The sequence below is a fragment of the Streptomyces sp. NPDC057743 genome (genome assembly GCF_042798755.1).
In the GTDB taxonomy this organism is placed as follows: domain Bacteria; phylum Actinomycetota; class Actinomycetes; order Streptomycetales; family Streptomycetaceae; genus Streptomyces.
On record NZ_JBHVJX010000017.1, the window covers coordinates 127,989 to 153,787 of the forward strand.

Sequence of the window (25,799 nt, forward strand, 5' to 3'; positions counted from 1 at the left end):
GCGGACGGCGGATTGGCGGATCGCACACATGCTCCAGGGACTCGTAGGACTATCGCATGAGTCCTGGTCAGGGCCCGTATCCTGGCGGTATGCGATTCCTCAATCCGAAGAACGGCGCCCTCGAAGAGAGTTCTTCGGTGCCCTACGACCTGACCTACGACGACGTGTTCATGGTGCCCGGCCGCTCGGCGGTGGGCTCCCGCCAGGCCGTGGACCTCGCCTCGCGCGACGGCTCCGGCACGACCATCCCGCTGGTTGTCGCCAACATGACGGCGATCGCCGGTCGCCGCATGGCCGAGACCGTGGCCCGCCGCGGCGGTCTGGTCGTCATCCCCCAGGACATCCCGATCGACGTCGTCACCGACGTCATCACCTGGGTCAAGCAGCGCCACCTCGTGCTGGACACGCCGATCGTGCTGTCCCCGGTCTCGACCGTGGCGGACGCGCTGTCGCTGCTGCCCAAGCGGGCGCACGGCGCGGGCATCGTCGTCGAGGGCGGCCGGCCGGTCGGCGTCGTCACCGAGCACGACCTGGCCGGGGTGGATCGCTTCACCCAGGTCTCCGAGGTCATGTCCAAGGACCTGCTGGTCCTGGACGCCGACATCGAGCCCCGCGAGGCGTTCAACCGCCTCGACGCCGCCAACCGCAAGCTGGCCCCCGCGGTCGACGCGGACGGCATGCTGGTCGGCATCCTGACCCGCAAGGGCGCGCTGCGCGCCACCCTCTACACCCCCGCCACCGACGCCAACGGCAAGCTGCGGATCGCCGCCGCCGTGGGCATCAACGGCGACGTGGCCGGCAAGGCCAAGGCGCTGCTGGACGCCGGCGTGGACACCCTCGTGGTGGACACCGCGCACGGTCACCAGGAGTCGATGATCAGCGCGATCAAGGCGGTCCGGGCGCTGGACCCGCAGGTCCCGATCGTCGCGGGCAACATTGTCGCCGCCTCCGGCGTGCGCGACCTCATCGAGGCCGGCGCGGACATCATCAAGGTCGGCGTCGGTCCGGGCGCCATGTGCACCACCCGCATGATGACGGGCGTGGGCCGGCCGCAGTTCTCCGCGGTCCTGGAGTGCGCCGCCGAGGCCAAGAAGTACGGCAAGCACGTCTGGGCCGACGGTGGCGTCCGGCACCCCCGCGACGTGGCCATGGCGCTGGCCGCGGGCGCGTCCAACGTCATGATCGGCTCGTGGTTCGCCGGCACCCTGGAGTCGCCCGGCGACCTCCAGCACACCGCCGACGGCAAGCCGTACAAGGAGAGCTTCGGGATGGCCTCGGCGCGTGCGGTGCGCAACCGCACCAGCGAGGAGTCCGCCTACGACCGCGCCCGCAAGGCGCTGTTCGAGGAGGGCATCTCCACCTCCCGGATGTTCATCGACCAGGCCCGGCCGGGCGTCGAGGACCTGATCGACTCGATCATCGCGGGCGTCCGCAGCTCCTGCACCTACGCCGGCGCCGCCTCCGTCGAGGAGTTCGCCGAGAAGGCCGTGGTCGGCGTCCAGAGCGCCGCCGGTTACGCCGAGGGCAAGCCGCTGCACAACAGCTGGAACTGACCCGCCGGCCCGCCGAGGGCCGACGCAACCGCCGCTCACCGGCCCCGCACCGACCTGGTGCGGGGCCGGTCGCGTTCTGCGGTGGCGGGCGTGATTGACTGCGGTGGCGCGCAACGATCCGCCGCCCTTCGCCGCCGTGCGCAATGTTCCACCGCGGTTGCGCAAGGAACCTGCATTACGGCAGGTCAACGAGGGGCCGTAAGGTCATGCGCTGTACGTGGAGTGGCGGAGACCGCCTGCTCGGCGGTCTCCTGCTACAGGGTGGTTCGTCCTGCCTGTCTGGCCGCTGCGGTCCTGCTCACCGGAATGTGCCGGAATGTGCGAGTCTGACCGGCAGCGACGAAGGAGCCCCCAGTGTTGGAGAACGGCGCCGCCCCACCCCCAGGGGGCAGCTTGCCCCAGCCGCCGGCCGGAGGGCTCGGCACTCGTCTGATGCGCCGCAAGCCGGTCGAGCGACTCGTCGCCGAGGGCGGCCAGGGAGAGGGGGGCACCCTCCGCCGCTCGATGGGCGTCTGGCAGCTGACGATGATCAGCATCGGCGCCACGCTCGGCACCGGCATCTTCGTGGTGCTCGGCGAGGCCGTCCCGTCCGCCGGCCCCGCGGTCGTGCTCTCCTTCGTCATCGCCGGCATCACCGCGCTGTTCTCCGCGCTCTCCTACGCCGAACTGGCCGGCACCATCCCGGTCTCCGGCTCGTCGTACTCCTACGCCTACGCCACCCTCGGCGAGCTGATCGCCTGGGTCTGCGGCTGGTGTCTGATCCTGGAGTACGGCGTCTCGGTCGCCGCGGTCGCGGTCGGCTGGGGCCAGTACCTCAACGAGTTCCTCGCCGGGACGGTGGGCGTCACCATCCCCGCCGCGCTCTCCGCGCCCCCGGGCCAGGGCGGTTACTTCAACCTGCCGGCGCTGCTGGTGGTGTTGCTGGCGATGGTGTTCCTGCTGGGCGGTGCCAAGGAGAGCGCCCGGGCCAACACCATCATGGTGGTCGTCAAGATCATCACGCTGCTGCTCTTCTGCGCCGTCGCGATCCAGGGCGTGAAGTCCGGCAACTACGCCAACTTCATGCCGATGGGCATGGCGGGCGTCAGCGCCGCCGGCGCCACCCTGTTCTTCTCCTACATCGGCTTCGACGCCGCCTCCACGGCCGGCGAGGAGGCCCGGAACCCGCAGCGCGACCTGCCGCGCGCCATCATGCTCTCGCTGGTGATCGTCACCGCCCTGTACTGCCTGGTCGCGGCCATCGCGGTCGGCGCGCTGCCCTGGCAGCAGTTCAAGGGCTCGGAGGCCGCGCTCGCCGGGATCCTCAAGTCCGTTACCGGCCAGGGCTATTGGTCGGTGATGCTGGCCTTCGGCGCCGTCGTCGCCATCGCCAGCGTCGTACTGACCGTGCTCTACGGACAGACCCGGATCCTCTTCGCGATGTCCCGCGACCGGCTGGTGCCCACGGTGTTCTCCAAGGTTCACCCCAAGAGCGGCGTGCCCCGGGTGAACACCGTGATCGTCTCGCTGTTCTGCGGCGTGCTCGCCGCCGCGGTGCCGCTCGGTCAGCTCGCGGACGCCACCAGCATCGGCACGCTCTTCGCGTTCGCGCTGGTCAACGTGGCCGTGATCGTGCTGCGCCGGACCCGTCCCGACATGCCGCGGGCGTTCCGCACCCCGCTGTCGCCGCTCTTCCCGGCGATCGGTTTCCTGCTCTGCCTCTACATGATGGGCAGCCTCGGCCCGGTGACCTGGGTGGTCTTCGGAGTCTGGATGGCGGTCGGCCTTGTGATCTACTTCGGATACGGCATGCGCCGCTCCCGATTGGCCACCGCAGAGAAGTGATCCACCCGCAGTGCGACTGAACGATCTCGACGAACGCATCGTCCACGCCCTCGCCGAGGACGCCCGCCGCAGTTACGCGGACATCGGCCAGGAGGTCGGGCTGTCCGCCCCGGCGGTCAAACGGCGGGTGGACCGGCTGCGGGCGGAGGGCGCGATCACCGGCTTCACGGTGCGCGTCGACCCGGCCGCCCTCGGTTGGGAGACCGAGGGGTTCATCGAGATCTTCTGCCGCCGCAACACCTCGCCCGAGGCGATCCACCGCGGCCTGTCGCGCTACCCGGAAGTGGCGTCCGCCTCCACCGTCACCGGTGAGGCGGACGCCCTGGTGCAGGTCTTCGCCTCCGACATGCGGCACTTCGAGCGGGTCCTGGAACGGATCGCCGGCGAGCCCTTCGTCGAACGGACCAAGTCGGTGCTGGTCCTCTCCCCGTTGCTGCGCAGGTACGGGGCGGGGGCGCCGGGCTAGGGCTTGTCCGATGGGGCGGGACCGACCCTAGGCCGGGTCCGCCGCCGGGCCCATTCCCGCCGGCAGCCGGGGCGGAGTGCCCTGGGTCCAGGCGACGCGCAGGGCGGAGGCGGTGATCCGCCAGCCGTCCGGGGTGCGGACCAGTTCGGTGGCGGCGTGGCCGCCGGAGACGAACAGCGCGCCGGAGCCGTCCGCCAGGACGTGGGTGCTCAGTTGGGGCGCGCGGGCGGTGGCCCGGTCGCCGTCGACCTCGATGAGGGCGGCGCCGCTCAGGTGCATCGTCCGGGCGAAGAGCGCCATCCCCTCTCGTATCCGGGTCACCACGGCGCCCCGGCCGCGGACCGTGCCGATCGGCATCTCGGCCGTGACGTCCTCGGCGTAGTAGGCGCGGCCCCACGCCTCGTCGAAGACCCCCTCGTCGAGGGAGTGCGCATAGCGGGTCAGCAGGTCGGTGATCTCGGCGCGGTCGAGGAGGAGTTGGAGCCGCCGGCCGTCGGGACGTCGGGCGGAGACGGTCTGGTGTGTGGTCATGAGGGCGATCCTTTTACCTCAAGCGGACTTGAGGTCAAGGGGGTGTTTTGGTTGCGGCGCGGGGGAGTGGCGTTGCGGTCGATCCGGGCCACCGTTGGCTGCGCGCGGTGGTGCGCGGGACGGTCGCCGCCACGGTGGCCTGAGTCACCCGCCGACGCCCCGCCCGACCAGTGCGGATGGTTCATGCAACGAATCGCCGCGCTGGCCCTTGAACGCGCAACGAATCGTCCGCCGTCGCGCAACGCTGGAGCCTTGTCGTGGATCATCGCCGGCCCGTACCGTCATTGCGTCCCGCCCGCACCGCCACCGCCGAGGGGTCCCATGTCGCCGCTGCACACCGCCCTGCTCCAGAGTTCGGGACGGCCCGGCGACGTCGCCCACAACCTCGCGGTGCTCGCCGACGCGGCGCGCGAGGCGGCCGCGACCGGCGCCCGGCTGCTGGTCTGCCCCGAGCTCTTCCTCACCGGCTACGCCATCGGCGCCGACCTGCACCGCCTGGCCGAGCCGGCCGACGGCCTCAGCGCCCGGGCCATCGCCGGGATCGCCGCCGAACACGGTATCGCGGTGCTCTACGGCTACCCGGAGCGCGCACCCGAGGAGCACGGCGTGGTGCACAACTCCGTCCAGCTCATCGGCCCCGACGGCACCCCGCTCGCCAACTACCGCAAGACCCACCTCTTCGGCTGCTTCGAGCGGGAGTGGTTCACCCCCGGCGAAGTGCCGGTCGTCCAGGCGGAGTTGGACGGGGTCCGGATCGGCCTGCTGATCTGCTACGACGTGGAGTTCCCGGAGAACGTCCGGGCGCACGCGCTGGCCGGCACCGATCTGCTGCTGGTGCCCACCGCGCAGCTGCACCCCTTCCAGATCGTGCCCGAGCAGATGATCCCGGTGCGCGCCTTCGAGAGCCAGATGTACATCGCGTACGTCAACCGGGTCGGCCTGGAAGGGGAGTTCGAGTTCGTCGGGCTCAGCTGCCTGGCCGGGCCGGACGGCGTGGTCCGCGCCCGCGCCGGGCGCGCCGAGCAGCTGGTGCAGGCGGCGGTCGACCCGGCCTTCCTCAAGGAATCGCGGGAGAACAACCCCTATCTGCACGACCGGAGGCCGGAGCTCTACACCGACCTGACCTGACCGGCCCCGCGCCCAGCAACCCCAACCGGCCCTGGCGCGCCCCGGTCCGCCTCCGCGAACGCCCCGCCACCGTCCCACCCCGCCCGCGCGCACCCGACCGCGTCCCTCGCGCCCACCGCGCGCCCGAAACACCCGCATACGGCCGCATACGGCCGTGTGCACCCCCTGTCCGTCCCGCCCGTCCTGCCCGTCCCGCCCGTCCGCCCGCAAGGAGTCCGCCCGATGACGTCCACGGTGCCCCCCGCCGTCCCGCACACCGCCGCGCAGCCGCCGATCACCATGTTCGGCCCGGACTTCCCCTACGCGTACGACGACTTCCTCGCCCACCCGGCCGGCCTCGGGCAGATCCCGGCGACCGAGCACGGCACCGAGGTGGCCATCGTCGGCGGCGGCCTCTCCGGCATCGTCACCGCGTACGAGCTGATGAAGATGGGCCTCAAGCCCGTCGTCTACGAGGCGGACCAGATAGGCGGCCGGCTGCGCACCGTCGGATTCGAGGGCTGCGGCATTCCGGCAGAGGGACTCAACTGCGAGCTGGGCGCGATGCGTTTCCCGCCGTCCTCCACCGCCCTCCAGCACTACATCGACCTGGTGGGCCTGACGACCCGCCCGTTCCCCAACCCGCTGGCCGAGGCCACCCCGTCGACCGTCGTCGACCTCAAGGGCGAGTCGCACTACGCCGAGACCGTCGACGACCTGCCCGCGGTCTACCGCCAGGTCGCCGAGGCGTGGAACGCCTGCCTCGAAGAGGGCGCCGACTTCTCCGACATGAACCAGGCGATGCGCGAGCGCGACGTGCCGCGCATCCGCGAGATCTGGGCGAAGCTGGTCGAGAAGCTGGACAACCAGACCTTCTACGGCTTCCTCTGCGACTCCGAGGCGTTCAAGTCCTTCCGGCACCGCGAGATCTTCGGCCAGGTCGGCTTCGGCACCGGCGGTTGGGACACCGACTTCCCCAACTCCATCCTGGAGATCCTCCGCGTCGTCTACACCGAGGCCGACGACCACCACCGCGGCATCGTCGGCGGCTCCCAGCAGCTTCCGCTGCGCCTGTGGGAGCGGGAGCCGCAGAAGATCGTGCACTGGGCGCCGGGCACCTCGCTCTCGTCGCTGCACGACGGCGCGCCCCGCCCGGCCGTGACCCGGCTGCACCGCACCGCCGGCAACCGCATCACCGTCACCGACTCCTCCGGCGACATCCGCTCCTACAAGGCGGTGGTCTTCACCGCCCAGTCGTGGATGCTGCTGTCGAAGATCGAGTGCGACGACGAGCTGTTCCCGATCGACCACTGGACGGCGATCGAGCGCACCCACTACATGGAGAGCTCCAAGCTCTTCGTCCCCGTGGACCGCCCCTTCTGGCTGGACAAGGCCGTCGACGACGAGGGCAACGAGACCGGCCGGGACGTGATGTCGATGACGCTCACCGACCGCATGACGCGCGGGACGTACCTCCTCGACAACGGCCCGGACCAGCCGGCCGTCATCTGCCTCTCCTACACCTGGTGCGACGACAGCCTGAAGTGGCTGCCGCTGTCGGCCAACGAGCGGATGGAGGTCATGCTCAAGTCGCTCGGCGAGATCTATCCCAAGGTCGACATCCGCAAGCACATCATCGGCAACCCGGTGACCGTGTCGTGGGAGAACGAGCCGTACTTCATGGGCGCGTTCAAGGCCAACCTGCCCGGCCACTACCGCTACCAGCGGCGCCTGTTCACCCACTTCATGCAGGAGCTGCTCCCCGAGGACAAGCGCGGCATCTTCCTCGCCGGCGACGACATCTCGTGGACGGCGGGCTGGGCCGAGGGTGCCGTGCAGACCGCGCTGAACGCGGTCTGGGGCGTGATGCACCACCTCGGCGGCTCCACCGACGCGGCCAACCCGGGCCCCGGCGACGCCTACCACGAGCTCGCACCGGTGGAGCTCCCGGAGGACTGAGCGCCTCGCGGGCGGCCGTCCTACAGCCCGGCCGCCCGGATGCGGGCGTACAGGTCGGCGGCGCGGTCCGCCAGCTCCGCGCCGTCCCGGCAGTGCTGTTGGACGTCCAACAGCACTTCCTGGGCGCCGGCTTCGGCCGCCCCGGCGAGGTCGGCCAGCACCTGCTCGTGGCTGCCGCGGTACGGACGGCGGTCGGCCTCGGGCAGCGGCGCGCCGGTCAGCTCCACCCCGACCCGCAGGACGACGTCCAACTCCCCGACGGCGCGGCCGTGCCGCTCGGCCGCCTCCGCCAACTGCCGCATGAACGGGGCGAGTTGATCGCCGGTCAGGTGGGCCGGTAGCCAGCCGTCGGCGCGCCGGGCCACCCGTTCCAGGGCCCGGCGGTTGCTCCCGGCCAGGTAGACCGGGATCGGCCGGGCCGGCTTGGGCCCGACCGAGGCCGACCCGATCTCCGTCCAACGCCCCCGGTACGCAACCGGGTCGGGGCCCCAGACCGCCGCGCAGACGTCCAGCAACTCGTCCAACTGGGCGCCGCGGTCGGGGAAGGCGGTGACCCCCGCGGCCCGGTACTCGTCCCGCGACCAACCGGTGCCCAGGCCCGCCAGCACCCGCCCACCGCCGGCCGCGTCGAGCGTCGCCAGCGTCCGGGCGAGCGGGAACGGCGCGTGCAGCCCGGAGACCAGCACGCTGCTGCCGAGCCGGACCCGGTCGGTGACCGCGGCGGCCAGCGCGAGGGTGACCAGCGGGTCCGCGCAGTGGCGGTAGAAGTCGGGCCAGGGCAGGCCCGGCACGCCGTAGAGCCCGTCCAGCGGCTCGCGCGGGAACACCGTCCGCTCGAAGACCCAGACGCTGTCGTAACCGGTTTCCTCCGCGGTGCGGGCCACGCCCCGCACATCGCGCCGCGGGTCGTACTGCGGCATCTGGGGCAACCCCAGTCCCAGTCGCAAGGTCATGGCCGGCACCCTACGACGGGTCGCCCGGAAGCGGAACGCCTCGGCAGCGGCCGCGGCGCGTCGCCCGCCCGTGCGCCTCCCTGGCTACCCAAGGGGTGTCAGCAGGCAGCGCCCGATCAGGCCCACGCTCGCGTCCAGGCGGTCGGCGAACTCCTCGACCAGCTCCGGGAATCGGCGGACGCCCCACATCATCCGGGCCGCGGCCCAGGCGCCGTCGCGGGCCTTGGTCAGGCTCCAGGAACCGATGAGGTGGGTGAGCGGATCGGCGATGTCCAGGAGGTCGGGGCCGGGCATCAGGGTCTCCCGGATGCCCTCCTCCAGGCCGGTCAGGACGGTGCCGATGCGGTCGAAGTCGCCCTCCAGGGCGGGCGGTTCGCACTCCAGGGCTCGGCAGGTGTCCACGACGGCCAGCGCGAGGTCGTGGCCGATGTGCGCGTTGATGCCGGCCAGCGCGAACTGGAGCGGACGGATCCGGGGGTGGCGGCGCAGCTGGAACAGCGGCCGCCAACAGGCCGGCGGCCGCAGTCCGGTGGCGTCCGCGTCGACCGCGGTGAGGTAGCGGTGGGCGAACTGGACGTCGAGTTCGCCGGTGGCCTTCGGGTCGGCGAAGGTGCCGTCCCCCACCCGTTGGGCGACGGCCTCGGTGACGGTCAGGTAGACGCGGTTGAAGACGGCCACCCCGTCGTCGGCGGGGAGCGCGCGGTCCAGTGCCCGCATCCGTTCCAGTACGTGTGCCACGCCCGCGGTCGGCGGGGTGGTGGGCTGTGTGGCGGTGGCGTGGTGCGGGCCGCCACCGCCGTGCTGCTGAAGGGTCGTCATCCGGTCAGCGTGGCAGCGAATTGCCCCGAAATATGCGGACGAACATGGCGAGTTGCCCGGAACGGGGTAACGGGCGGCGCGCCGTCTTGAGGCTCTTTCCGCCCGACCGGCCCGGCCGTTACTGCTTCCCTTCCGCCCCCTCCGGCCGGTCGTACGCCGAGGTGCCCTCGTCCAGGAGCGGGCGCTGCTCCTTGAGGTGGGCGGGGGCCAGGGCCTTCAGGGCGTGGTAGCCGGTGAGCACCACGATGGTGCCGAGGGCGATCCCGCTGAGCTCGAAGGTGCTGGTCAGGTGCAGGCCGACGCCACCGATGCCGATGATGATGCCCGCGGCGACCGGGACGAGGTTGAGCGGATTGCGCAGGTCCACCTTGTTGTGCACCCAGATCTGGGCGCCCAGCAGGCCGATCATGCCGTAGAGGATGACGGTGATGCCGCCCAGCACCCCGCCGGGGATCGCGGCCACCACGGCGCCGAACTTCGGGCAGAGTCCGAAGAGCAGCGCGAAGCCGGCCGCCGCCCAGTAGGCCGCGGTGGAGTAGACCCGGGTCGCCGCCATCACGCCGATGTTCTCGGAGTAGGTGGTGTTCGGCGGGCCGCCCAGCGCGGTGGAGAGGACCGAGGCCGCGCCGTCCGCGGAGATCGCGGTGCCCAGCTTGTCGTCGAGCGGGTCGCCGGTCATCTCGCCGACCGCCTTGACGTGTCCGGCGTTCTCCGCGACCAGGGCGATCACGACCGGCAGCGCCACCAGGACCGCCGACCAGTGGAAGCTGGGCCCGTGGAAGGACGGCAGGCCGATCCAGTCGGCCTTGCCGACCGCGGAGAAGTCCAGTCGCCAGTGGTCGGTCACCTTCCCCGCACCGTTGAGGGAGTGGATCATCCCGAAGGCCCGGTCGAAGACCCAGGAGATCGCGTAGCCGAAGACTAGCCCCAGGAAGATCGCGATCCGGGACCAGAAGCCGCGCAGGCACACCACGGCGAGCCCGGTGAACAGCATGGTCAGCAGCGCCACCCACTGGTCCTGCGGCCAGTACGTGCTCGCCGTCACCGGCGCCAGGTTGAAGCCGATCAGCATCACCACGGCACCCGTCACCACCGGCGGCATCGCGGCGTGGATGATCCGCGCCCCGAACCGCTGCACGGCCAGCCCGATCAGGAACAGCACCACCCCGACCACCAGCACCGCGCCGGTGACCGTGGCGCTGGTGCCGCCCTGCGCCCGGATGACGGCCGCCACCCCGACGAAGGAGAGCGAGCAGCCGAGGTAGGACGGCACCCGCCCGCGGGTGGCCAGCAGGAAGATGACGGTCGCGACGCCGGACATCATGATCGCGAGGTTGGGGTCGAGCCCCATGAGGACGGGGGCGACGAAACTCGCCCCGAACATCGCGACGACGTGCTGCGCACCGAGGCCGATCGTGCGCGGCCACGACAGCCGCTCGTCCGGTCTGACCACGGCACCAGGGGCCGGATTGCGCCCGTCGCCATGCACGGTCCAGCGCACGCCGAGGCCCATGACTGCTCCAGTTGTTCAGGTGTTCTTCACGGGGGGACGCAAAGCATTCTAAGCAGCCGCTTACGATGGCTCGGGCTCGTCGCGCCGGCCCGGCCGGCCCCGCGCGCCCCGAACATCCCGTCGTAAACCCCAGGAGCACCACCCGTGAGCGTCGAACCCCTCCAGACCGTCGGACCCGTCGACTACGGTCAACTGGTCCCCGTCACCGTCCACTTCGACGACCTCGACGCGCTCGGCATGCTCCACAACTCCCGCTACCCGCTGCTGGCCGAGCGCGCCTGGGCTGAGTACTGGCACGGCTTCGGCTACGAATTCGACGGCGACTGGGCCGCCGCCGGTGACATGTGCAACGTCATCAAGGAGATGAAGGTCTCCTACGAGCGCCCGCTCACCCGCGCCGGCCACTACGCCGCGCACCTGTGGGTCGAGCGCCTCGGCCGCACCGGCCTCACCTACGGCTTCAGGATCTGCTCCGCCGACGGCACCGAGACCCACGCGTACGGCCACCGGGTGCTGGTCCGCGTCGACCCGCAGACGCTGCGCCCCACCCCGTGGTCGGAGCGGGCCCGCGCGATAGCCACGGACCTGCTGCGGCCGGCCCAGGAGGGCACCGGGGTCGACGCGGCCTGAGCCGCCGCGGTCAGGAGCGCTCCAGGTCGCTGCCGCGTTCGGCGCCGGCCGGGGCGCCCGCGCAGGCCGTCCGGGCCGGCATCCGCAGCACCCGGGCCCCCGCCACCAGCCCGAAGGCCAGCGTCGTCACCAGCACGAACGATCCGGTCAGCGAGGTCGCCTGGGCGATCCCGCCGATCGCCGAGGGGGCGATCAGCCCCGAGGTGTAGGCGATGGTGGCCACCCCCGCGATGGCCTGGCTGGGCGCCGGGCCGCTGCGCGCGGCCGCCGCGAACGCCAGCGGGACCACCACCGCGATCCCCAACCCCACCAGTCCGAAGCCGGCCATCGCCCAGGCCGGCCGGCCCGCGGTGACGATCAACAGCCCGCCGGCGGTGGCCAGCACCCCGCCGGCCCGGACCGTGCGGGCCGGACCGAAACGCGCCACCATCCGGTCCCCGGCCAGCCGGGCGAGGGCCATCGTGCAGGAGAACGCGGTGGTGCACGCGGCCGCCAACCCCGCGTCGGTGCCCAGCCGGTCGCGGAGGTAGACCGCCGACCAGTCCAGCGAGGCGCCCTCGGCGAACACCGCGCAGAACCCGACGGCGCCGATGACCAGCGCCGACCGCGGCGGGAGCGCGAAGCGCGGCGGCGGATGCTCCTCGGGCGCGCTGCGCAGATCCAGTACGCCCCCGCAGGCGAGCGCGCCGAGCAGGGTCAACACCAGGGCGGCGCCGGCGAGATGGAGCCGGGCGTCGGTACCGGCGTGCGCGGCGACGGTGCCGGCCGCCGAGCCGAGCAGCGCGCCCACGCTCCACATCCCGTGCAGCCCCGACATGATCGGCCGACCCAGCCGGTCCTCGGTCTCCACGCCCAGCGCGTTCATCGCCACGTCCGCCGTGCCCGAGGTCGCGCCGTAGACCAACAGCGCGCCGCAGAGCACGAACAGGTCGGGGGAGAGGGCGGGCAGGGCCAGGGCGAGCGTCCACAGCGTGAGCAGCACGCGCAACGCGGTGCGGGTGCCGAGGCGGTGGCTGATCCGCCCGGCCAACGGCATGGCCAGCGATGCGCCGATGGCGGGGAAGGCCAGGGCCAGGCCGAGTTGACCGGGCGGAATCTGGGTGTGGTCCTGGATCCAGGGGATGCGGGTGGCGAAGTTGCCGGTGACCGAGCCGTGCACGAGGAAGACCGCGGCTATCGCCCAACGGGACGCTGCGCTTGGCTGGCTTCCCACGTTGTTGGCTTTCCCTCCGTGTGGGTTGCTGTTCTTCGCGCCTGCTGCGCGGGGCTGTCGGGGTGCGGTGACGGGCCTCCGGGGCGGGGTGCCAGACTGCTTCGCTTTACGTCTGGCACCCCGCCCCTCCGGCCCGTCCCCTCCCGTGGGGGTGGGTAAACAACGGTGGGTGCCGCGACCGCCCGGTGGGTCAACTCGGGCCGCTGGGTTGAGTGGTGACCGTCAGCGGACGAGGACGACGCGTGAGTCTGCGTGGCGACCGTCAGAAGACAGGCGGCCCCAGCCACCGGGCGGTGACCGTAAGAGGACCGGCAGCCCAGTCACACCGGGCCACGGCCGTCAGGGGACCACAAGGATCAGCCCCAACTCACCTGGTTTTCCACCCACCCACGGGAGGAGACGGGTCGGAGGGGGCGGTAGGCCAGACGTAAAGCGAAGCAGTCTGGCCTACCGCCCCCGGAGACCCGTCACCGCACCCCGACAGCCCCGCGCAGCGGACACAAATCGGCCCGCCCCGCGCAGCGGAAAGGCGAACAACAAGCCCGCGCCGCAAGGCGCAAACAACCGCACCCCGCACGGCGGGAAAGCCAACAACGTGGGAACCAACCGGCCGCCAGGCCGAAACGTGAGGGAGGCCACAACCCCCAGCCCACCCCGCCCCCACCCCCCATGGCACACTGGGCGCGTACAGGCATAAGCAGCAGCGCACTCCGGGGTCGGTGTAATTCCGAACCGGCGGTAACAGTCCGCGACCCGTCCGCAGCCAGCGGCCGGTTGAGCAGGTGGAATTCCTGCACCGACGGTGAAAGTCCGGATGGGAGGCAGTGCGCGGCGGGCGAGCTCGATGTACACCGCCGTTGGCGGCGCGTCCGAGGTTTTCGGGCAGGGCCGCGCCTTTCGGTACCGGTGTCGTCGTGTGTCGCGTCCGCTCCTGTCGTTTTCGACAGCCCCGGAGTCCGTGCCCGAAGAGGCAGGAGGACCCGGTGGCCACCGAAGCCCCCGTAGAGATCGCGGCGATGCGCCGGGCCATCGAGCTCGCCGCCCGCGGCCTCGGTCACACCAGCCCGAACCCGGTCGTCGGTTGCGTCGTCCTGGATTCCGCGGGCGGCATCGTGGGCGAGGGTTGGCACCAGCGGGCCGGTGGGCCGCATGCCGAGGTGCACGCGCTGCGCGCCGCGGGCGAGCGGGCCCGGGGCGGGACCGCGCTGGTCACCCTGGAGCCCTGCAACCACACCGGGCGTACGGGGCCGTGTGCCCAGGCGTTGATCGACGCCGGCATCGCGCGGGTCGTCTACGCCGTGTCCGACCCCAACCCCACCGCCACCGGCGGCGCGCTGACGCTGGCCGAGGCCGGCGTCGACGTCGAGGGCGGGCTGCTCGCCGACGAGGCCGCGGCCGGCAACGAGGCGTGGTTGACGTCGGTGCTGCGCGGCCGCCCGTTCGTGCTGTGGAAGTACGCGGCCACCCTGGACGGCCGGATCGCCGCCGCCGACGGCACCAGCCGGTGGATCTCCTCGCCCGAGTCGCGGGCCGATGTGCACCGGCTGCGGGCCGCCGCGGACGCGGTCGTGGTCGGCTCCGGCACCGCCCGCGCGGACGATCCGCACCTCGGCGCGCGGATCGCCGGGCTCGCGGACGACGAGGTCAGCCAGCCGCTGCGGGTGGTCCTCGACTCCGATGCCGGCGTGGTCAAGGCCGGCGCCCGGGTGTTGGACGGGACCGCCCCGACCCTGATCGCGGTCGCCGAGGACGCGGACGCCGCCCACCTCGAAGGGCTCGCGCCGATCGTCCGGTTGCCGCGCGCGCCCGAGGGCCGCGGCCTGTCCATCCCCGCCCTGCTCCGGGCCCTGACGGCCCGCGGTGTGCGGTCCGTGCTGCTCGAAGGCGGGCCCACGCTCGCCGGGGCCTTCCTCGCCGCCGGGGCCGTCGACAAGGTCGTCGGCTATCTCGCGCCGGTGCTGCTCGGCGCCGGCCCGGCCGCCGTCGGCGAGGCCGGAATCACCACCCTCACCGAGGCGTTGCGGCTCGATGTGACCGATGCCGCCCGCCTCGGCCCCGATCTGCGCATCACCGCCGTCCCCAATCGCCACGCTCGCACCGAGGAGAACTGAGTGTTCACCGGAATCGTCGAAGAACTGGGTGAGGTCGTCGCCGTCGAGAGCCTCGGCGACTCCTCCCGCTTCCGCCTGCGCGGCCCCGTCGTCACCGAGGACGCCAAGCACGGCGACTCGATCGCCGTCAACGGCGTCTGTCTGACGGTGGTGGACACCGGCGGCGGCGAGTTCACCGCCGATGTGATGGCCGAGACCCTCAACCGCTCCAGCCTCGGCGCGCTGGTCCCCGGCTCCCGGGTCAACCTGGAGCGCCCGATGGCGCTGGGCGGCCGGCTCGGCGGACACCTCGTCCAGGGCCATGTCGACGGCACGGGCACGATCCTTGCGCGCACGCCCGGCGAGCACTGGGAGTTGGTGAAGGTGGGCTTGCCCGCCCAACTCGCCCGCTACGTCGTCGAGAAGGGGTCCATCACCGTCGACGGTGTCAGCCTCACCGTCGTCGACGCCGCCGACGACCACTTCACCATCAGCCTCATCCCCACCACCCTCGCCCTGACCACCCTCGGCATCAAACAGCCCGGCGACCCCGTCAACCTCGAAGTGGACGTGCTCGCCAAGTACGTCGAGCGGCTGCTCGGCCGGGGCGGCACGGGCGCGGGCGACCTCGCGGAGCTTCAGGGGACGGACCGGTGAGCGTCCTGGACTGGCTCAACGGCCCGGCGTTCACGGCCTTCGGGCAGCGCGTCATCTGGTCCGACATGATCGGCAACACCGTCGGCCTGGCCGCCCTGGCGCTCGGCTGGCGGCGCTCGATATGGACCTGGCCGGCCCAGTTCCTCTCCGGCGTCATCCTCGTCGCCGCCTACGCCTCCGCCCACCTCAGCGGTGGCGTCGGCAAGCAACTGCTCGTCATCGGGGTGGCGTTGTGGGGCTGGCGGCAGTGGCAGCGCGGCCGCCGGCAGGCCCAGGACGGCTCGATCGCCGTCCGGTTCGCCACCTGGCGCGAGCGCGGGCTCTTGATCGGCGGCACCGCCGTCGGCACGCTCGCCGTCGGCGGGCTGTTCACCCTGGTCCCGCAGCTGTCCTGGAACCCCTGGCCGGACGCGTACATCTTCGTCGGCACGCTCGCCGCGATGGTCGCCCAGGCCCGCGGGCTGGTCGAGTTCTGGTTCGCCTGGCTCCTGGTCGACGTGGTCGGCGTCCCGCTCGCCTTCAGCAGCGGCCTGGCCTTCTCCGGCCTCGTCTACGTCGTCTACCTCGCCCTCGTCGCATGGGGCATGCGCGACTGGTGGCTCCGCTCGCGGGCCGCCGATGTCGAGGAGAGCCCCGCACTGGAAGGAGCCCTGCTGTGAGCGACGCACCTGCGGCCGCCGGGCTGCACGTGACAGCAACGAGAGGTGCGCCTCGGCGCCGTACGGGCACAGAAGCGATCAAGGGAGTTGGAGCATGACCGCACTGCAGAGCTGGTACGCCGAGGTCGAGTCCGACGACCTCACCCTGGACCCGGTCGAGCGGGCCGTCTCCGACATCGCCGCCGGCCGGCCGGTCGTCGTGGTCGACGACGAGAACCGCGAGAACGAGGGCGACCTGATCGTCGCGGCCGAGAAGGCCACCCCCGAGATCATCGCGTTCATGATGAGCGAGTGCCGCGGCCTGATCTGCGCCCCCATGGAGGGCCCCGAGCTGGACCGGCTCGACCTGCCGCAGATGGTCGAGCACAACACCGAGTCGATGCGGACCGCCTTCACCGTCTCCGTCGACGCCACCGCCGCGCACGGCGTCTCCACCGGCATCTCCGCCGCCGACCGCGCCACCACCCTGCGCCTGCTGGCTTCCGGCGACTCCACTCCCGGCGACTTCGTCCGGCCCGGCCACATCTTCCCGCTGCGCGCCAAGCCCGGCGGCGTCCTGGTCCGCAACGGCCACACCGAGGCCGGCGTGGACCTCGCCCGGCTGGCCGGACTGCGCCCCGCCGCCGCCATCGTCGAGATCGCCGGCGAGGACGGCACCATGCTGCGGCTGCCCGAGCTCGTCCCGTTCGCCCGCAAGCACGGCCTGTCGATCATCTCCATCGAGGACCTGATCGCCTACCGGCGCTCCGCCGAGCCCACCGTCCGCCGCGAGGCCACCACCCGACTCCCCACCGCCTTCGGCGAGTTCACCGCCCACGGCTACCGCTCCACGGTCGACGGCGTCGAGCACATCGCCCTGGTCGCCGGCGACCTCGGCGACGGCGAGGACGTCCTGGTCCGGGTCCACTCCGAGTGCCTGACCGGGGACGTCTTCCACTCGCTGCGCTGCGACTGCGGCCCCCAACTGGAGGCGTCGCTGCGCCGGATCAGCCAGGCCGGCCGCGGCGTGGTGGTCTACCTCCGCGGCCACGAGGGGCGCGGCATCGGCCTGCTGTCCAAGCTGCGCGCCTACGAGCTCCAGGAGAACGGCCGGGACACCCTCGACGCCAACCTCGAACTGGGGCTGCCCGCCGACTCCCGCGACTACGGCGCCGGCGCCCGGATGCTCGCCGACCTCGGCGTCCGCTCGCTGCGGCTGCTGACCAACAACCCCGACAAGACCGACGCCCTGGTGCGGCACGGCCTCACCGTCATCGGCCGCGAGCCGATGCCCGTCCAGGCCGGCGAGCACAACCTGCGGTACCTGCGCACCAAGCGCGACCGGATGGGGCACGACCTGCCCTGGCTGGACGGCACCGCCGACCCCGCCGCGGCCGGCCCCTGCGGCAACCAGTGACGACCGTCAGCCGGACCCCACACCACCACCCGTAAGAGGAGAAGCATGAGCGGCAAGGGCGCACCCGAACTGTCCGTGAAGAACTGTGGCGACCTGCGGGTGGCCGTAATCGCCGCGCAGTGGCACCAGAAGGTCATGGACGGCCTGGTGGACGGCGCGCTGCGGGCCCTGTCGGAACTGGGCATCGACGAGCCGACGCTGCTGCGGGTGCCCGGCACCTTCGAACTCCCGGTGGTCGCCAAGGTCCTGGCCGGCCGCGGCTACGACGCGGTGGTCGCGCTCGGCGTCGTCATCCGCGGCGGCACCCCGCACTTCGACTACGTCTGCCAGGGCGTCACCCAGGGCCTGACCCAGGTCTCGGTGGACACCGGCGTGCCGGTCGGCTTCGGCGTGCTGACCTGCGACACCGAGGAGCAGGCGCTGGACCGCGCCGGCCTGCCCGGGTCGGTCGAGGACAAGGGCCACGAGGCGGTCACCGCCGCGGTCGCCACCGCCGCCACGCTCCGCACCGTCGCCGAGCCCTGGCGCTGACCGGCCCGCCCGTCACCCGCCACCGCCCTTGGGTCGAGGCGCTGCGCGCCACTGTGACATCACCGCGTAGGGTAGGCGACATCATGTCCAAGAAGACGTTCGAGGAGCTCTTCGCCGAGCTCCAGCAGAAGGCCGCCAGCGGCGACCCGGCCACCTCCCGCACCGCCGAGCTGGTGCAGTCCGGCGTCCATTCCATCGGCAAGAAGATCGTCGAGGAGGCCGCCGAGGTCTGGATGGCCGCGGAGCACGAGTCGCACGACGCCGCCGCCGAGGAGATCTCCCAGCTCCTCTACCACCTTCAGGTGATGATGGTCGCCAAGGGCATCTCCCTCGACGACGTCTACGCCCACCTCTGAACCCCCCCCGCAATCCCCAACTCTCCCAGCCGTAAAGGAATTCGCTGTCATGCTGCGCATCGCTGTCCCCAACAAGGGTTCACTGTCCGAGCCTGCGTCGGCGATGCTCCATGAGGCCGGCTACCGCCAGCGCAAGGACCGTCGGGAGCTGGTCCTGGTCGACGCCGAGAACGAGGTCGAGTTCTTCTTCCTGCGCCCCCGCGACATCGCGGTCTACGTCGGCTCGGGCAAGCTCGACATCGGCATCACCGGCCGGGACCTGCTGCTGGACTCCGGCTCGCCGGCCGAGGAGATCCTCCAGCTCGGCTTCGCCGGCTCCACGTTCCGCTACGCCACCCGCCCGGGCACGGCCAAGGACGTGGCCGACTTCGGCGGCATGACCATCGCCACCTCCTTCTCCGGCCTGGTCACCAAGCACCTGGCCGACAACGGCGTGGACGCCTCCGTCGTCCACCTCGACGGCGCGGTGGAGACCGCCATCCAGCTCGGCGTCGCCGAGATCATCGCCGACGTCGTGGAGACCGGCACCACCCTGCGCAACGCCGGACTGGAGATCATCGGCGAGCCGATCCTCAGGTCCGAGGCCGTGGTCATCCGCGGCACCGGCGCCCCGGACGACGACCCCAAGGTCCGTCAGTTCCTCCGCCGGATGCAGGGCGTCCTGGTGGCCCGCCGGTACGTGATGATGGACTACGACATCCGCGTCGACCAGGTCGAGAAGGCCGTGGCGCTCACGCCGGGCCTGGAGTCCCCGACCGTCTCCCCGCTGCACCACGAGGGCTGGGTGGCGGTCCGCTCGATGGTCCCGTCCAAGGACGCCCAGCGGATCATGGACGAGCTCTACGACCTCGGCGCCCGCGCGATCCTGACCACCGGTATCCACGCCTGCCGGCTCTGATCACCCACCGCCCCGCCCACACCACCTGACGGAAGACGACCCGTGTCCGCGCCCGCGTCCCCCGCCGCCCTGCCCGACCTCCCGGTGACCTTCCGGCCGACCCGCACCCGGGCCGTCCTGTACACCGTCGGCATCGCCCAACTCGCCGCCCTCGTGGCGATCGCGCTGCTGCTGCCGGAGTTGAGCGGCGGGGAGCGGATCAGCTTCGTGGCCACCGGTGTCTTGGTGGGCGCCGTCCTGATGCTGCTCAGCCGCCCCAAGGTGGTCGCCCAGCCGGAGGGCGTGCGGATCGTCAACCTCACCACCCGGCGCGACCTGGCCTGGGCCCAGGTGCTGCGCGTCAACCTCCGCGCCGGCGACCCCTGGGTCCATCTGGACCTCGCCGACGGCACCAGCCTGCCCGCGATGGGCATCCAGCCCGGCATCGCCCGGGAGCAGGCCATCCGCGACGCCAGGGCGCTGCGCGACCTCGTCGAGCGGCACGGTGCCGTCGACCACACGGACTGATGACCCTGGCCCTGACGCCGGCCCCGCTGTTTACTCTGTTCTCCGGGGCGCGCCCGCGCCCCGTCCCCGCAGAGGGGAACCCAACGACCCGAGGAGTGACTCCCTCCGGCAATGGACGGATCGTCCTGTAGTACCTGCGCCGCCCCTCCCGAACCCCCGCATACGACGGAGGCGGCGGCATGACCGGCCCCCTGCTGCTCCTCCTTGCGGCACTCGCGCTGATCCTCGCCAACGGCTTCTTCGTGGCCGCCGAGTTCGGACTCGTCACCGTCGAGAAGGCGGACGCCGAACGGGCCGCGGCCGAGGGCGACCGCCGGGCCGGCACCGTCGTCTCCGCACTGCGGGAACTCTCCTTCCAGCTCTCCGGCACCCAACTCGGCATCACCATCACCTCGTTGGTGGTCGGCATGCTCGCCGAGCCGGCGCTGGCCGAGCTGCTCTCCGACCCGCTGCGCGCCCTCCGGCTGCCCGAGGGCGCCATACCGGGCATCGCGGTGGTCATCGGCATGCTGGTGGCCTCCGCCGTCCAGATGGTCGTCGGCGAACTGGTGCCCAAGAACTGGGCGGTCTCCAAGCCGCTCCAGGTCGCCCGCGTCGTCGCCGGTCCGCAGAACGCCTTCTCCCGCTTCTTCCGGCCGGTGATCACGCTGTTGAACACCGTCGCCAACCGGCTGGTCCGCGCCCTGGGCGTGGAGCCCACCGACGAGCTCGCCTCCGCCCGCACCCCCGGCGAACTGGTTTCGCTGGCCCGGCACTCGGCCCGGGCCGGGGCGATCGAGCAGGACACCGCGGACCTCTTCGTCCGCACCCTCTCGCTGGGCGACCTCACCGCGGAGAACGTGATGACGCCCCGCGTCCGGGTCAGCGCCCTCCAGGCGAACGCCACCGCCGAGGACGTCGTCAACCTCACCCGCGCCACCGGCCTCTCCCGCTTCCCCGTCTACCGCACCCGGCTCGACGAGATCGTCGGCATGGTGCACCTCAAGGACGCCCTGGCGGTCCCCACCGAGGAGCGGCTGCGCGTCCCGGCGGCCCGGATCGCGGTGGCGCCGCTGCTGGTCCCCGAGACGCTGCCGGTGCAGCCGCTGTTGGAGCGGCTGCGCAGCGAGCAGCCGATCGCCGTGGTCGTCGACGAGTACGGCGGCACCGCCGGCGTGGTGACCCTGGAGGACATCATCGAGGAACTCGTCGGCGAGGTCCGCGACGAGCACGACCGGGTGGACCTGCCCGAGCTCGGCCAGGCCCCGCCGGAGGACGGCCGGCCCGCGTGGGACGCCGACGGCGGCTGCCGGGTCGACACCCTGCGCCGAATCGGCCTGTCCGCCCCCGAGGGCCCGTACGAGACCGTCGCGGGACTGGTCGCGCACATACTCGGCCGGATTCCGGCCCCGGGCGACACCGCGGAACTCGACGGCTGGCGGCTGCGGGTGCGGCTGGTCTCGCACCACCGCGCCGAGCGGATACGACTGGTCCGGCTGGCGCCCGCGGCGCCCGCGGCTCCCGCGGTTCCCGAGGCGGCCGCCAGGGAGCGGGTCGCGGCCGGTGCGGAGGTGGCCCGATGACCGTGGCCCAACTCCTCTTCGCCGTCCTGCTCGTGCTCGCCAACGGCTTCTTCGTCGGCGCCGAGTTCGCCCTGGTGTCGGTCCGCCGCAGCCAGATCGAACCGCTCGCCGTCATGGGCTCCAAACGGGCCCGCCGGGTCCTGCACGGCCTGGAGAACCTGCCGCAGATGATGGCCGCCGCCCAGTTCGGCATCACCATCTGCTCCCTGACCCTCGGCGCGGTCGCCGAACCGACCGTCGCCCGCCTGCTGGAGCCGGCCTTCGCGGCCGTCCGGCTGCCGGCCGCCCTCATCCACCCGCTCGGCTACGCCATCGCCCTGGCCCTGGTGGTCTTCCTCCACCTGGTCATCGGCGAGATGGTCCCGAAGAACCTCGCGATGGCCGCGCCGGAGAAGACCGCCCTGTGGTTCAGCCCCGGGCTGGTCGCCTTCGCCCGGCTCTGCCGCCCGGTCACCGCGCTGCTCGGCGCGCTGGCCCGCGGGGTGCTGCGGCTCTTCCGCGTCGAGCCCAAGGACGAGGTCGAGGCGGTCTTCACCAGCGAGCAACTCACCCACCTCGTCGAGGACTCCGGCCAGGCGGGGCTGCTCGACCCGGTCGAGCAGGAGCGGCTCTCCGACGCCCTGGAGCTCGGCAGCCGCCCGGTCACCGATGTGCTCCTGGACCCCGCCGGGCTGATCACCGTCGAACCGACGGTAACGCCCCGGCAGGTGGAGGAGCTGACCGTGCGGACCGGCTACTCCCGCTTCCCGGTGTGTGCGCCGGGCGGCGCCTACATGGGCTATCTGCACGTCAAGGACGTCCTGGACCTGGAGGAACGGGACCGGGCGGTGCCGCAGCGGTTCTGGCACCCGATGGCCACGCTCCGCGCCGAACTGCCCCTGGACGACGCCCTGACGGCGATGCGCCGGGCCGCCTCGCACCTCGCGTCGGTCGCCGACGCCACCGGGCGGGTGCTCGGCCTGGTCGCGCTGGAGGATGTCCTGGAGATGTTGGTCGGCGAGGTCCGCGACCCGGCGCACCGGACGGAGCCGGCGGCGACGGCCACTTCGGTGGCGGTGGTTCCTTCGGGGGCCGCGGCCGGTACGGAGGCCGACCGGGCCTACGAGGCAGACGAGGCCGACGAGGCTGGCGATCCGGGCGAGCGGTGCGGCGAGGTGCACGAGTTGACCGAGCCGCGGGAGCCGCGTGGGCCGCATGAGTCGGACGAGGCGCGCGAGGGCGCGCCTTCGGCGGCCGAGAACCCCGCGCTGGCGAGCTGAGCGGTGCCGAGCGACCGCGCGAGGTGCGGGACGTGAAGGGGGCGCGCCGGGACCACCGGCGCGCCCCGCATCCGTTCCTGTGCCCTCACCGGCGGCGCCGGTTCCCGCGCTCCCCCTGGCCGCGTCCGTTCCGGTGCTCCCACCAGGCCAGTTGCCCGCCGGCTCCGGCCTACAGGTCCAGCTCGTGTGGCGGCGCCTGCGGGTCCGGGCCGCGGCCCGAGAGCACCTCGCCGTACGCCTGCATCAGGTCCGGCAGGCGGAGCGTGGCGAGGTCGTCCCGGGACGGGGTGGACTGCCAGGTGGACAGCCGCAGATCGCGGTAGGCGCAGCTCTTCTCGTAAAGGGTGCGCAGGAAGCGGCCGTTGCCGAGTTCGTCGATCCATCCCTGCTCGACGACATGGCCGTTGATGCTGCACAGCTCCTCGCGGGCCTCCTCGTCCCAGCGGTCGCCGTTCTCCGCGGCCAACACCTCGCCGATCTTGGTCAGTTCCAGCGGCCGGTAGCTGGGGAAGTTCACCCGGCTGGTGAACCGCGACGACAGGCCCGGGTTGGCGGCCAGCAGCCGGTCCATGCCCTCGGGGTAGCCGGCCAGGATGACGACCAGCCGGTCGCGGTTGTCCTCGGCCCGCTTCAGCAGCACCTGGAGGGCCTCGTCGCCGTACGCGTCGCCCTTGCTGTAGCCGGAGTTGGCGAGGCTGTACGCCTCGTCGACGAAGAGCACGCCGCCCAGCGCCGAGTCGATCAGTTCGTTCGCCTTGACCGCGGTCTGGCCGAGGAACTCGCCGACCAGATCCGCCCGTTGGGCCTCCACGAGATGGTCGCCGCCGAGCAGCCCCAGCGCGTAGAAGACCCGGCCGAGTATCCGGGCCACCGTGGTCTTGCCGGTCCCCGAGGGCCCGGAGAAGACGAAGTGCCGCTTCGGGGGCGCCACCGGCAGACCCTGGCTCGCGCGCAGCCGGGCCATCCGCAACTGCGCCGAGAGCGCCCGCACATGACGCTTGACCGGCTCCATGCCGACCATCCGCTCCAGCTCCGCCAGCGCCTTCTCCAGCAGCACCGGATCGGCCGGCCCGGCGGGCAGCCGGTCGGCGCCGTAGCGGCCCGGCGCGGTGGCCTTGGCGCGGGCCGCGCGGCCGTCCTCGGTGGGTGGCACCGCCGGCTCCGCCTCCTGCCCGGCCCCCTCGCCGGTCACCAGCAACTCCCGGCCGTCCACCGGGTCCAGCGGTGCCAGCGGATCGAGGTCGCCGCCGGCCTGTTGGGCCGGGCCCTGGACGGGGACGGTCGCCAGGCCGCCGCCCTCGTCCAGTCCGTCCGCCTCGGCGATGGCGGCCAGTCGGGCGGCGGTGTCCATGAACGTCGGGTCGACGCGGTGCACCGCGCGGTAGAGGGGGAGGGCGGCGGCGCTGCGGCCGGTGCCCTCGTAGGCGCGGGCGAGCCAGTAGCGCAGCTCCTTGCGCTGCGGCTGCTCGCTGCGGCACCGCATCAGCGCGGTGGCCAGCAGCGGTTCGGCCTGCCCGTACATCTCCAGCCGGACCCGCGCCATGCCGCCGAACAGCCCCGCCTCGATGCCCAGTACCGGGTCGCCGAGCAGCGGTTCGGTGTGCCGGACGAGCTGGTCCCAGTCCTTGACGAGGTAGGCGCGGCAGGCGTGCAGGAACCGCACCTGGGGGTCGGTGTCCACCGGCGGGCAGCCGGCCAGCGCCTGGTCGAGCTCGGCGACGTGCCGGCCGTCGAGCCAGTGGGAGGCGTGCGCCAGGAGGAGGTCGCGGCCGGTCTCCAGTACGGGTTGGACCCACCAGCCCAGCCAGTACCAGGAGTTGAGGGCGCGTCGGTGGCGGGCCCGCTGCTCGCCGAAGCGGTCGCGGTGCTGGTGCATCCGCAGCAGCGCCATGGTGGTGTCGGCGCGCAGCGCGTGCAGGCCGAGCCAGGCGTCGGCCATCGACGGGTCGAGCCGCACCGCGGCACGGAACTCCTCCTCGGCCTGGGGGTAGGCCCCCATGGTGTAGGCGTCCACCGCGCGCAGCCAGGCGAGTTCGGCCGGGGCGGGCGAACCCTGAGTGCCGACATCCATCCCGTCCCCCCACAAAACGTCCCCCCGTGGTGTACCACCGGACGTGTGCCGGGCCGCGCTCCCAGGGCCGGCCGGCCCTGGCCGAACCGGTGTGTGGGGGACGGGAGTTGCCCCGCCACGCGCTCTGGTCCGGGTCCTGCGGTGGCACAGACTCGCATCGTACCTGCGCTGTCGGTGCAGGTCGTAGAGGGCCGCACGAGGTGGAAACGGGGGCGTGAACGGGGGCGCATCGGCGGGAAGAAGGCGGTGACCCTGGGTAAGGGAAGTGCGCCGTGGTGGCCGTCGCGCAGGGAATGAGCGCAGAACGAAGCCCCCGATCACGGGGGAACAACCGGGGGCTTCGCGTCTGCAGGCGGTCCGAAGAACCGCACATTCAGAACGTAAGTCCTGTACGCCCCCTGGGTCAAGCCGAGTTGGCGCACTCGGCGGGTCCCGTTCGGCGACTGTCGGCGTGTCAGCCACGGCCGGCTACCCAGGGTGAACTCCGGGCCTGTTCACGGCCGTCCGGCCGGTCCCACCCGTACCTCGTATCCCATCTGCCCCTGGAGCACCAGGAGATCGGCGTGCGGTCGGGACGGATCGGCCGCGAAGTGCGCACGCTCCGCCGGGATCCAGCCATCCCAGAACGCGGACTGCCCCGGCCCGTCCCGGAGTTGACCTCGTTCCCATGAATGCTCGCTCGCCAGTTCCATCCACAGCAGGCACGCCGCGTACGGCCGCAGCGCGCGCCGCCCGGTGCCGACGCCCTCGACGAGCACCACCGGGGCCGGCGGCAGTTCCCGCACCGCGGTGAACTCCCGGCGCACCCAGTCGTAGACCCCGTAGTGCGCCGTCTCGCCACGGGACAGCGGGGCGAGCACCTGCTCGCGGAACCGGTCGCTCCACTCGAACAGTTCCTCGTGCGTCGCCAGGTCGTCGGTGTGCACCACCGGGGCGCCGCCCAGCGCCGCCGCCAGCCGCGCCGCGAAGGTGCTCTTGCCGGAGCCCGCGTGCCCGTCCACCGCGATCAGCCGCACCGGGCCGCAGGAGGGCGGCAGGGTGTGCAGCCGGGCGGCGAGCGGGGCCAGTACGGGGTCCGGGGCGGGGGCGGGTCCGGGGGTCATTCCACCAGCCTACGCATCAGTGGTCCACACCAATGTTCCTGGCGCGACGCGCGTCGCAGCGCCTTCCGAAGCCCGCCCGGAACGGAGATAGTTGAGCCCACTCGCACCAGCCCCGCACGTCCCGACCGCGTCCGACGTCCGA

At 72.5% G+C, this 25,799-nt stretch carries 23 protein-coding genes and 1 riboswitch; of the genes, 16 read left to right on the plus strand and 7 right to left on the minus strand.

Going from position 1 to position 25,799, the window contains the following annotated elements:
• The first annotated feature begins 89 nt into the window (after positions 1-89).
• The 3 genes from ACFVFQ_RS21085 (at position 90) to ACFVFQ_RS21095 (ending at position 3,843) form a co-directional block, all read left to right on the plus strand.
• Positions 90-1,553, plus strand: coding sequence for a GuaB1 family IMP dehydrogenase-related protein (locus ACFVFQ_RS21085; protein WP_383418201.1), 1,464 nt, complete (start codon positions 90-92; stop codon positions 1,551-1,553).
• 354 nt (positions 1,554-1,907) lie between these two features.
• Positions 1,908-3,377 carry an amino acid permease gene (locus ACFVFQ_RS21090; RefSeq protein ID WP_383418203.1) on the plus strand — a complete coding sequence of 490 codons (1,470 nt, stop codon included), beginning with the start codon at positions 1,908-1,910 and terminating at the stop codon, positions 3,375-3,377.
• 10 nt (positions 3,378-3,387) lie between these two features.
• Positions 3,388-3,843 carry an Lrp/AsnC family transcriptional regulator gene (locus ACFVFQ_RS21095; protein ID WP_383418205.1) on the plus strand — a complete coding sequence of 152 codons (456 nt, stop codon included), beginning with the start codon at positions 3,388-3,390 and terminating at the stop codon, positions 3,841-3,843.
• A 27-nt stretch (positions 3,844-3,870) separates the two neighbouring features.
• On the opposite strand, the gene ACFVFQ_RS21100 is transcribed toward ACFVFQ_RS21095, so the two are convergent.
• Positions 3,871-4,374: a nuclear transport factor 2 family protein gene (locus tag ACFVFQ_RS21100; RefSeq protein WP_383418207.1), complete on the minus strand. Its 504-nt coding sequence runs from the start codon at positions 4,372-4,374 to the stop codon at positions 3,871-3,873.
• A 321-nt stretch (positions 4,375-4,695) separates the two neighbouring features.
• Between ACFVFQ_RS21100 and ACFVFQ_RS21105 the strand changes: the two genes are divergently transcribed.
• Both ACFVFQ_RS21105 and ACFVFQ_RS21110 read left to right on the plus strand, forming a co-directional pair.
• Positions 4,696-5,502 (plus strand): carbon-nitrogen hydrolase family protein, encoded by an 807-nt coding sequence (locus ACFVFQ_RS21105; RefSeq protein WP_383418209.1) that lies wholly within the window; start codon positions 4,696-4,698, stop codon positions 5,500-5,502.
• A 222-nt stretch (positions 5,503-5,724) separates the two neighbouring features.
• The gene (locus tag ACFVFQ_RS21110) at positions 5,725-7,440 is read left to right on the plus strand and encodes a flavin monoamine oxidase family protein (protein ID WP_383418211.1); all 1,716 of its coding nucleotides are present in this window, start codon (positions 5,725-5,727) and stop codon (positions 7,438-7,440) included.
• Between the two features lie 20 nt (positions 7,441-7,460).
• Here ACFVFQ_RS21110 and ACFVFQ_RS21115 read toward each other — a convergent pair whose 3' ends face one another.
• The 3 genes from ACFVFQ_RS21115 to ACFVFQ_RS21125 all read right to left on the minus strand — a co-directional run bounded on the left by ACFVFQ_RS21115 (position 7,461) and on the right by ACFVFQ_RS21125 (position 10,725).
• Positions 7,461-8,393, minus strand: coding sequence for a TIGR03619 family F420-dependent LLM class oxidoreductase (locus ACFVFQ_RS21115; RefSeq protein ID WP_383418213.1), 933 nt, complete (start codon positions 8,391-8,393; stop codon positions 7,461-7,463).
• A gap of 84 nt (positions 8,394-8,477) precedes the next feature.
• Entirely contained in the window at positions 8,478-9,212 is a 735-nt protein-coding gene (locus ACFVFQ_RS21120) for a DUF5995 family protein (protein ID WP_383418215.1), read from the minus strand.
• 118 nt (positions 9,213-9,330) lie between these two features.
• On the minus strand, positions 9,331-10,725 hold the full coding sequence (locus ACFVFQ_RS21125; RefSeq protein WP_383418217.1) for a uracil-xanthine permease family protein: 1,395 nt from the start codon (positions 10,723-10,725) through the stop codon (positions 9,331-9,333).
• Positions 10,726-10,869: 144 nt separating this feature from the next.
• Here ACFVFQ_RS21125 and ACFVFQ_RS21130 point away from each other — a divergent pair, with 144 nt between their 5' ends.
• Positions 10,870-11,355 (plus strand): acyl-CoA thioesterase, encoded by a 486-nt coding sequence (locus ACFVFQ_RS21130; protein WP_383418219.1) that lies wholly within the window; start codon positions 10,870-10,872, stop codon positions 11,353-11,355.
• A gap of 10 nt (positions 11,356-11,365) precedes the next feature.
• On the opposite strand, the gene ACFVFQ_RS21135 is transcribed toward ACFVFQ_RS21130, so the two are convergent.
• Positions 11,366-12,568: an MFS transporter gene (locus ACFVFQ_RS21135; protein ID WP_383418221.1), complete on the minus strand. Its 1,203-nt coding sequence runs from the start codon at positions 12,566-12,568 to the stop codon at positions 11,366-11,368.
• A 701-nt stretch (positions 12,569-13,269) separates the two neighbouring features.
• A riboswitch (FMN riboswitch) is annotated at positions 13,270-13,400 on the plus strand.
• A 184-nt stretch (positions 13,401-13,584) separates the two neighbouring features.
• On the opposite strand from ACFVFQ_RS21135, the gene ribD reads away from it, so the two are divergent.
• From ribD to ACFVFQ_RS21185, 10 genes are all read left to right on the plus strand, one after another.
• On the plus strand, positions 13,585-14,679 hold the full coding sequence (gene ribD / locus ACFVFQ_RS21140; protein WP_383418339.1) for a bifunctional diaminohydroxyphosphoribosylaminopyrimidine deaminase/5-amino-6-(5-phosphoribosylamino)uracil reductase RibD: 1,095 nt from the start codon (positions 13,585-13,587) through the stop codon (positions 14,677-14,679).
• Positions 14,680-15,315, plus strand: coding sequence for a riboflavin synthase (locus ACFVFQ_RS21145; protein WP_383418223.1), 636 nt, complete (start codon positions 14,680-14,682; stop codon positions 15,313-15,315).
• Positions 15,312-15,974, plus strand: coding sequence for a nicotinamide riboside transporter PnuC (locus tag ACFVFQ_RS21150; protein ID WP_383418225.1), 663 nt, complete (start codon positions 15,312-15,314; stop codon positions 15,972-15,974). The genes ACFVFQ_RS21145 and ACFVFQ_RS21150 overlap by 4 nt, the downstream gene beginning before the upstream one ends.
• Before the next feature lie 94 nt (positions 15,975-16,068).
• Entirely contained in the window at positions 16,069-17,370 is a 1,302-nt protein-coding gene (locus ACFVFQ_RS21155) for a bifunctional 3,4-dihydroxy-2-butanone-4-phosphate synthase/GTP cyclohydrolase II (RefSeq protein ID WP_383418227.1), read from the plus strand.
• Positions 17,371-17,415: 45 nt separating this feature from the next.
• Entirely contained in the window at positions 17,416-17,901 is a 486-nt protein-coding gene (gene ribH, locus ACFVFQ_RS21160; protein WP_383418229.1) for a 6,7-dimethyl-8-ribityllumazine synthase, read from the plus strand.
• An 83-nt stretch (positions 17,902-17,984) separates the two neighbouring features.
• A complete protein-coding gene (locus ACFVFQ_RS21165; protein ID WP_383418231.1) occupies positions 17,985-18,257 on the plus strand; it encodes a phosphoribosyl-ATP diphosphatase in 273 nt (90 codons plus the stop codon).
• A 49-nt stretch (positions 18,258-18,306) separates the two neighbouring features.
• A complete protein-coding gene (gene hisG, locus ACFVFQ_RS21170) occupies positions 18,307-19,155 on the plus strand; it encodes an ATP phosphoribosyltransferase (protein ID WP_383418233.1) in 849 nt (282 codons plus the stop codon).
• Between the two features lie 42 nt (positions 19,156-19,197).
• Positions 19,198-19,662 (plus strand): PH domain-containing protein, encoded by a 465-nt coding sequence (locus ACFVFQ_RS21175; RefSeq protein ID WP_383418235.1) that lies wholly within the window; start codon positions 19,198-19,200, stop codon positions 19,660-19,662.
• Positions 19,663-19,841: 179 nt separating this feature from the next.
• Positions 19,842-21,224 carry a hemolysin family protein gene (locus ACFVFQ_RS21180; protein ID WP_383418237.1) on the plus strand — a complete coding sequence of 461 codons (1,383 nt, stop codon included), beginning with the start codon at positions 19,842-19,844 and terminating at the stop codon, positions 21,222-21,224.
• The gene (locus ACFVFQ_RS21185) at positions 21,221-22,483 is read left to right on the plus strand and encodes a hemolysin family protein (protein ID WP_383418239.1); all 1,263 of its coding nucleotides are present in this window, start codon (positions 21,221-21,223) and stop codon (positions 22,481-22,483) included. The genes ACFVFQ_RS21180 and ACFVFQ_RS21185 overlap by 4 nt, the downstream gene beginning before the upstream one ends.
• Positions 22,484-22,652: 169 nt before the next feature.
• Here ACFVFQ_RS21185 and ACFVFQ_RS21190 read toward each other — a convergent pair whose 3' ends face one another.
• Both ACFVFQ_RS21190 and ACFVFQ_RS21195 read right to left on the minus strand, forming a co-directional pair.
• On the minus strand, positions 22,653-24,554 hold the full coding sequence (locus ACFVFQ_RS21190; RefSeq protein ID WP_383418241.1) for an AAA family ATPase: 1,902 nt from the start codon (positions 24,552-24,554) through the stop codon (positions 22,653-22,655).
• A 494-nt stretch (positions 24,555-25,048) separates the two neighbouring features.
• Positions 25,049-25,657 carry a uridine kinase gene (locus ACFVFQ_RS21195; protein ID WP_383418243.1) on the minus strand — a complete coding sequence of 203 codons (609 nt, stop codon included), beginning with the start codon at positions 25,655-25,657 and terminating at the stop codon, positions 25,049-25,051.
• Positions 25,658-25,799 lie beyond the last annotated feature (142 nt).

Bases quoted from the DNA above. Each gene is read 5' to 3' on its own strand.
- ACFVFQ_RS21085 (WP_383418201.1), top strand. From the start codon at position 90: ATGCGATTCCTCAATCCGAAGAACGGCGCCCTCGAAGAGAGTTCTTCG.
- ACFVFQ_RS21100 (WP_383418207.1), bottom strand. From the start codon at position 4,374: ATGACCACACACCAGACCGTCTCCGCCCGACGTCCCGACGGCCGGCGG.
- ACFVFQ_RS21105 (WP_383418209.1), top strand. From the start codon at position 4,696: ATGTCGCCGCTGCACACCGCCCTGCTCCAGAGTTCGGGACGGCCCGGC.
- ACFVFQ_RS21110 (WP_383418211.1), top strand. From the start codon at position 5,725: ATGACGTCCACGGTGCCCCCCGCCGTCCCGCACACCGCCGCGCAGCCG.
- ACFVFQ_RS21115 (WP_383418213.1), bottom strand. From the start codon at position 8,393: ATGACCTTGCGACTGGGACTGGGGTTGCCCCAGATGCCGCAGTACGAC.
- ACFVFQ_RS21120 (WP_383418215.1), bottom strand. From the start codon at position 9,212: ATGACGACCCTTCAGCAGCACGGCGGTGGCGGCCCGCACCACGCCACC.
- ACFVFQ_RS21125 (WP_383418217.1), bottom strand. From the start codon at position 10,725: ATGGGCCTCGGCGTGCGCTGGACCGTGCATGGCGACGGGCGCAATCCG.
- ribD (WP_383418339.1), top strand. From the start codon at position 13,585: ATGCGCCGGGCCATCGAGCTCGCCGCCCGCGGCCTCGGTCACACCAGC.
- ACFVFQ_RS21155 (WP_383418227.1), top strand. From the start codon at position 16,069: ATGACCGCACTGCAGAGCTGGTACGCCGAGGTCGAGTCCGACGACCTC.
- ribH (WP_383418229.1), top strand. From the start codon at position 17,416: ATGAGCGGCAAGGGCGCACCCGAACTGTCCGTGAAGAACTGTGGCGAC.
- ACFVFQ_RS21165 (WP_383418231.1), top strand. From the start codon at position 17,985: ATGTCCAAGAAGACGTTCGAGGAGCTCTTCGCCGAGCTCCAGCAGAAG.
- hisG (WP_383418233.1), top strand. From the start codon at position 18,307: ATGCTGCGCATCGCTGTCCCCAACAAGGGTTCACTGTCCGAGCCTGCG.
- ACFVFQ_RS21180 (WP_383418237.1), top strand. From the start codon at position 19,842: ATGACCGGCCCCCTGCTGCTCCTCCTTGCGGCACTCGCGCTGATCCTC.
- ACFVFQ_RS21185 (WP_383418239.1), top strand. From the start codon at position 21,221: ATGACCGTGGCCCAACTCCTCTTCGCCGTCCTGCTCGTGCTCGCCAAC.
- ACFVFQ_RS21190 (WP_383418241.1), bottom strand. From the start codon at position 24,554: ATGGATGTCGGCACTCAGGGTTCGCCCGCCCCGGCCGAACTCGCCTGG.
- ACFVFQ_RS21195 (WP_383418243.1), bottom strand. From the start codon at position 25,657: ATGACCCCCGGACCCGCCCCCGCCCCGGACCCCGTACTGGCCCCGCTC.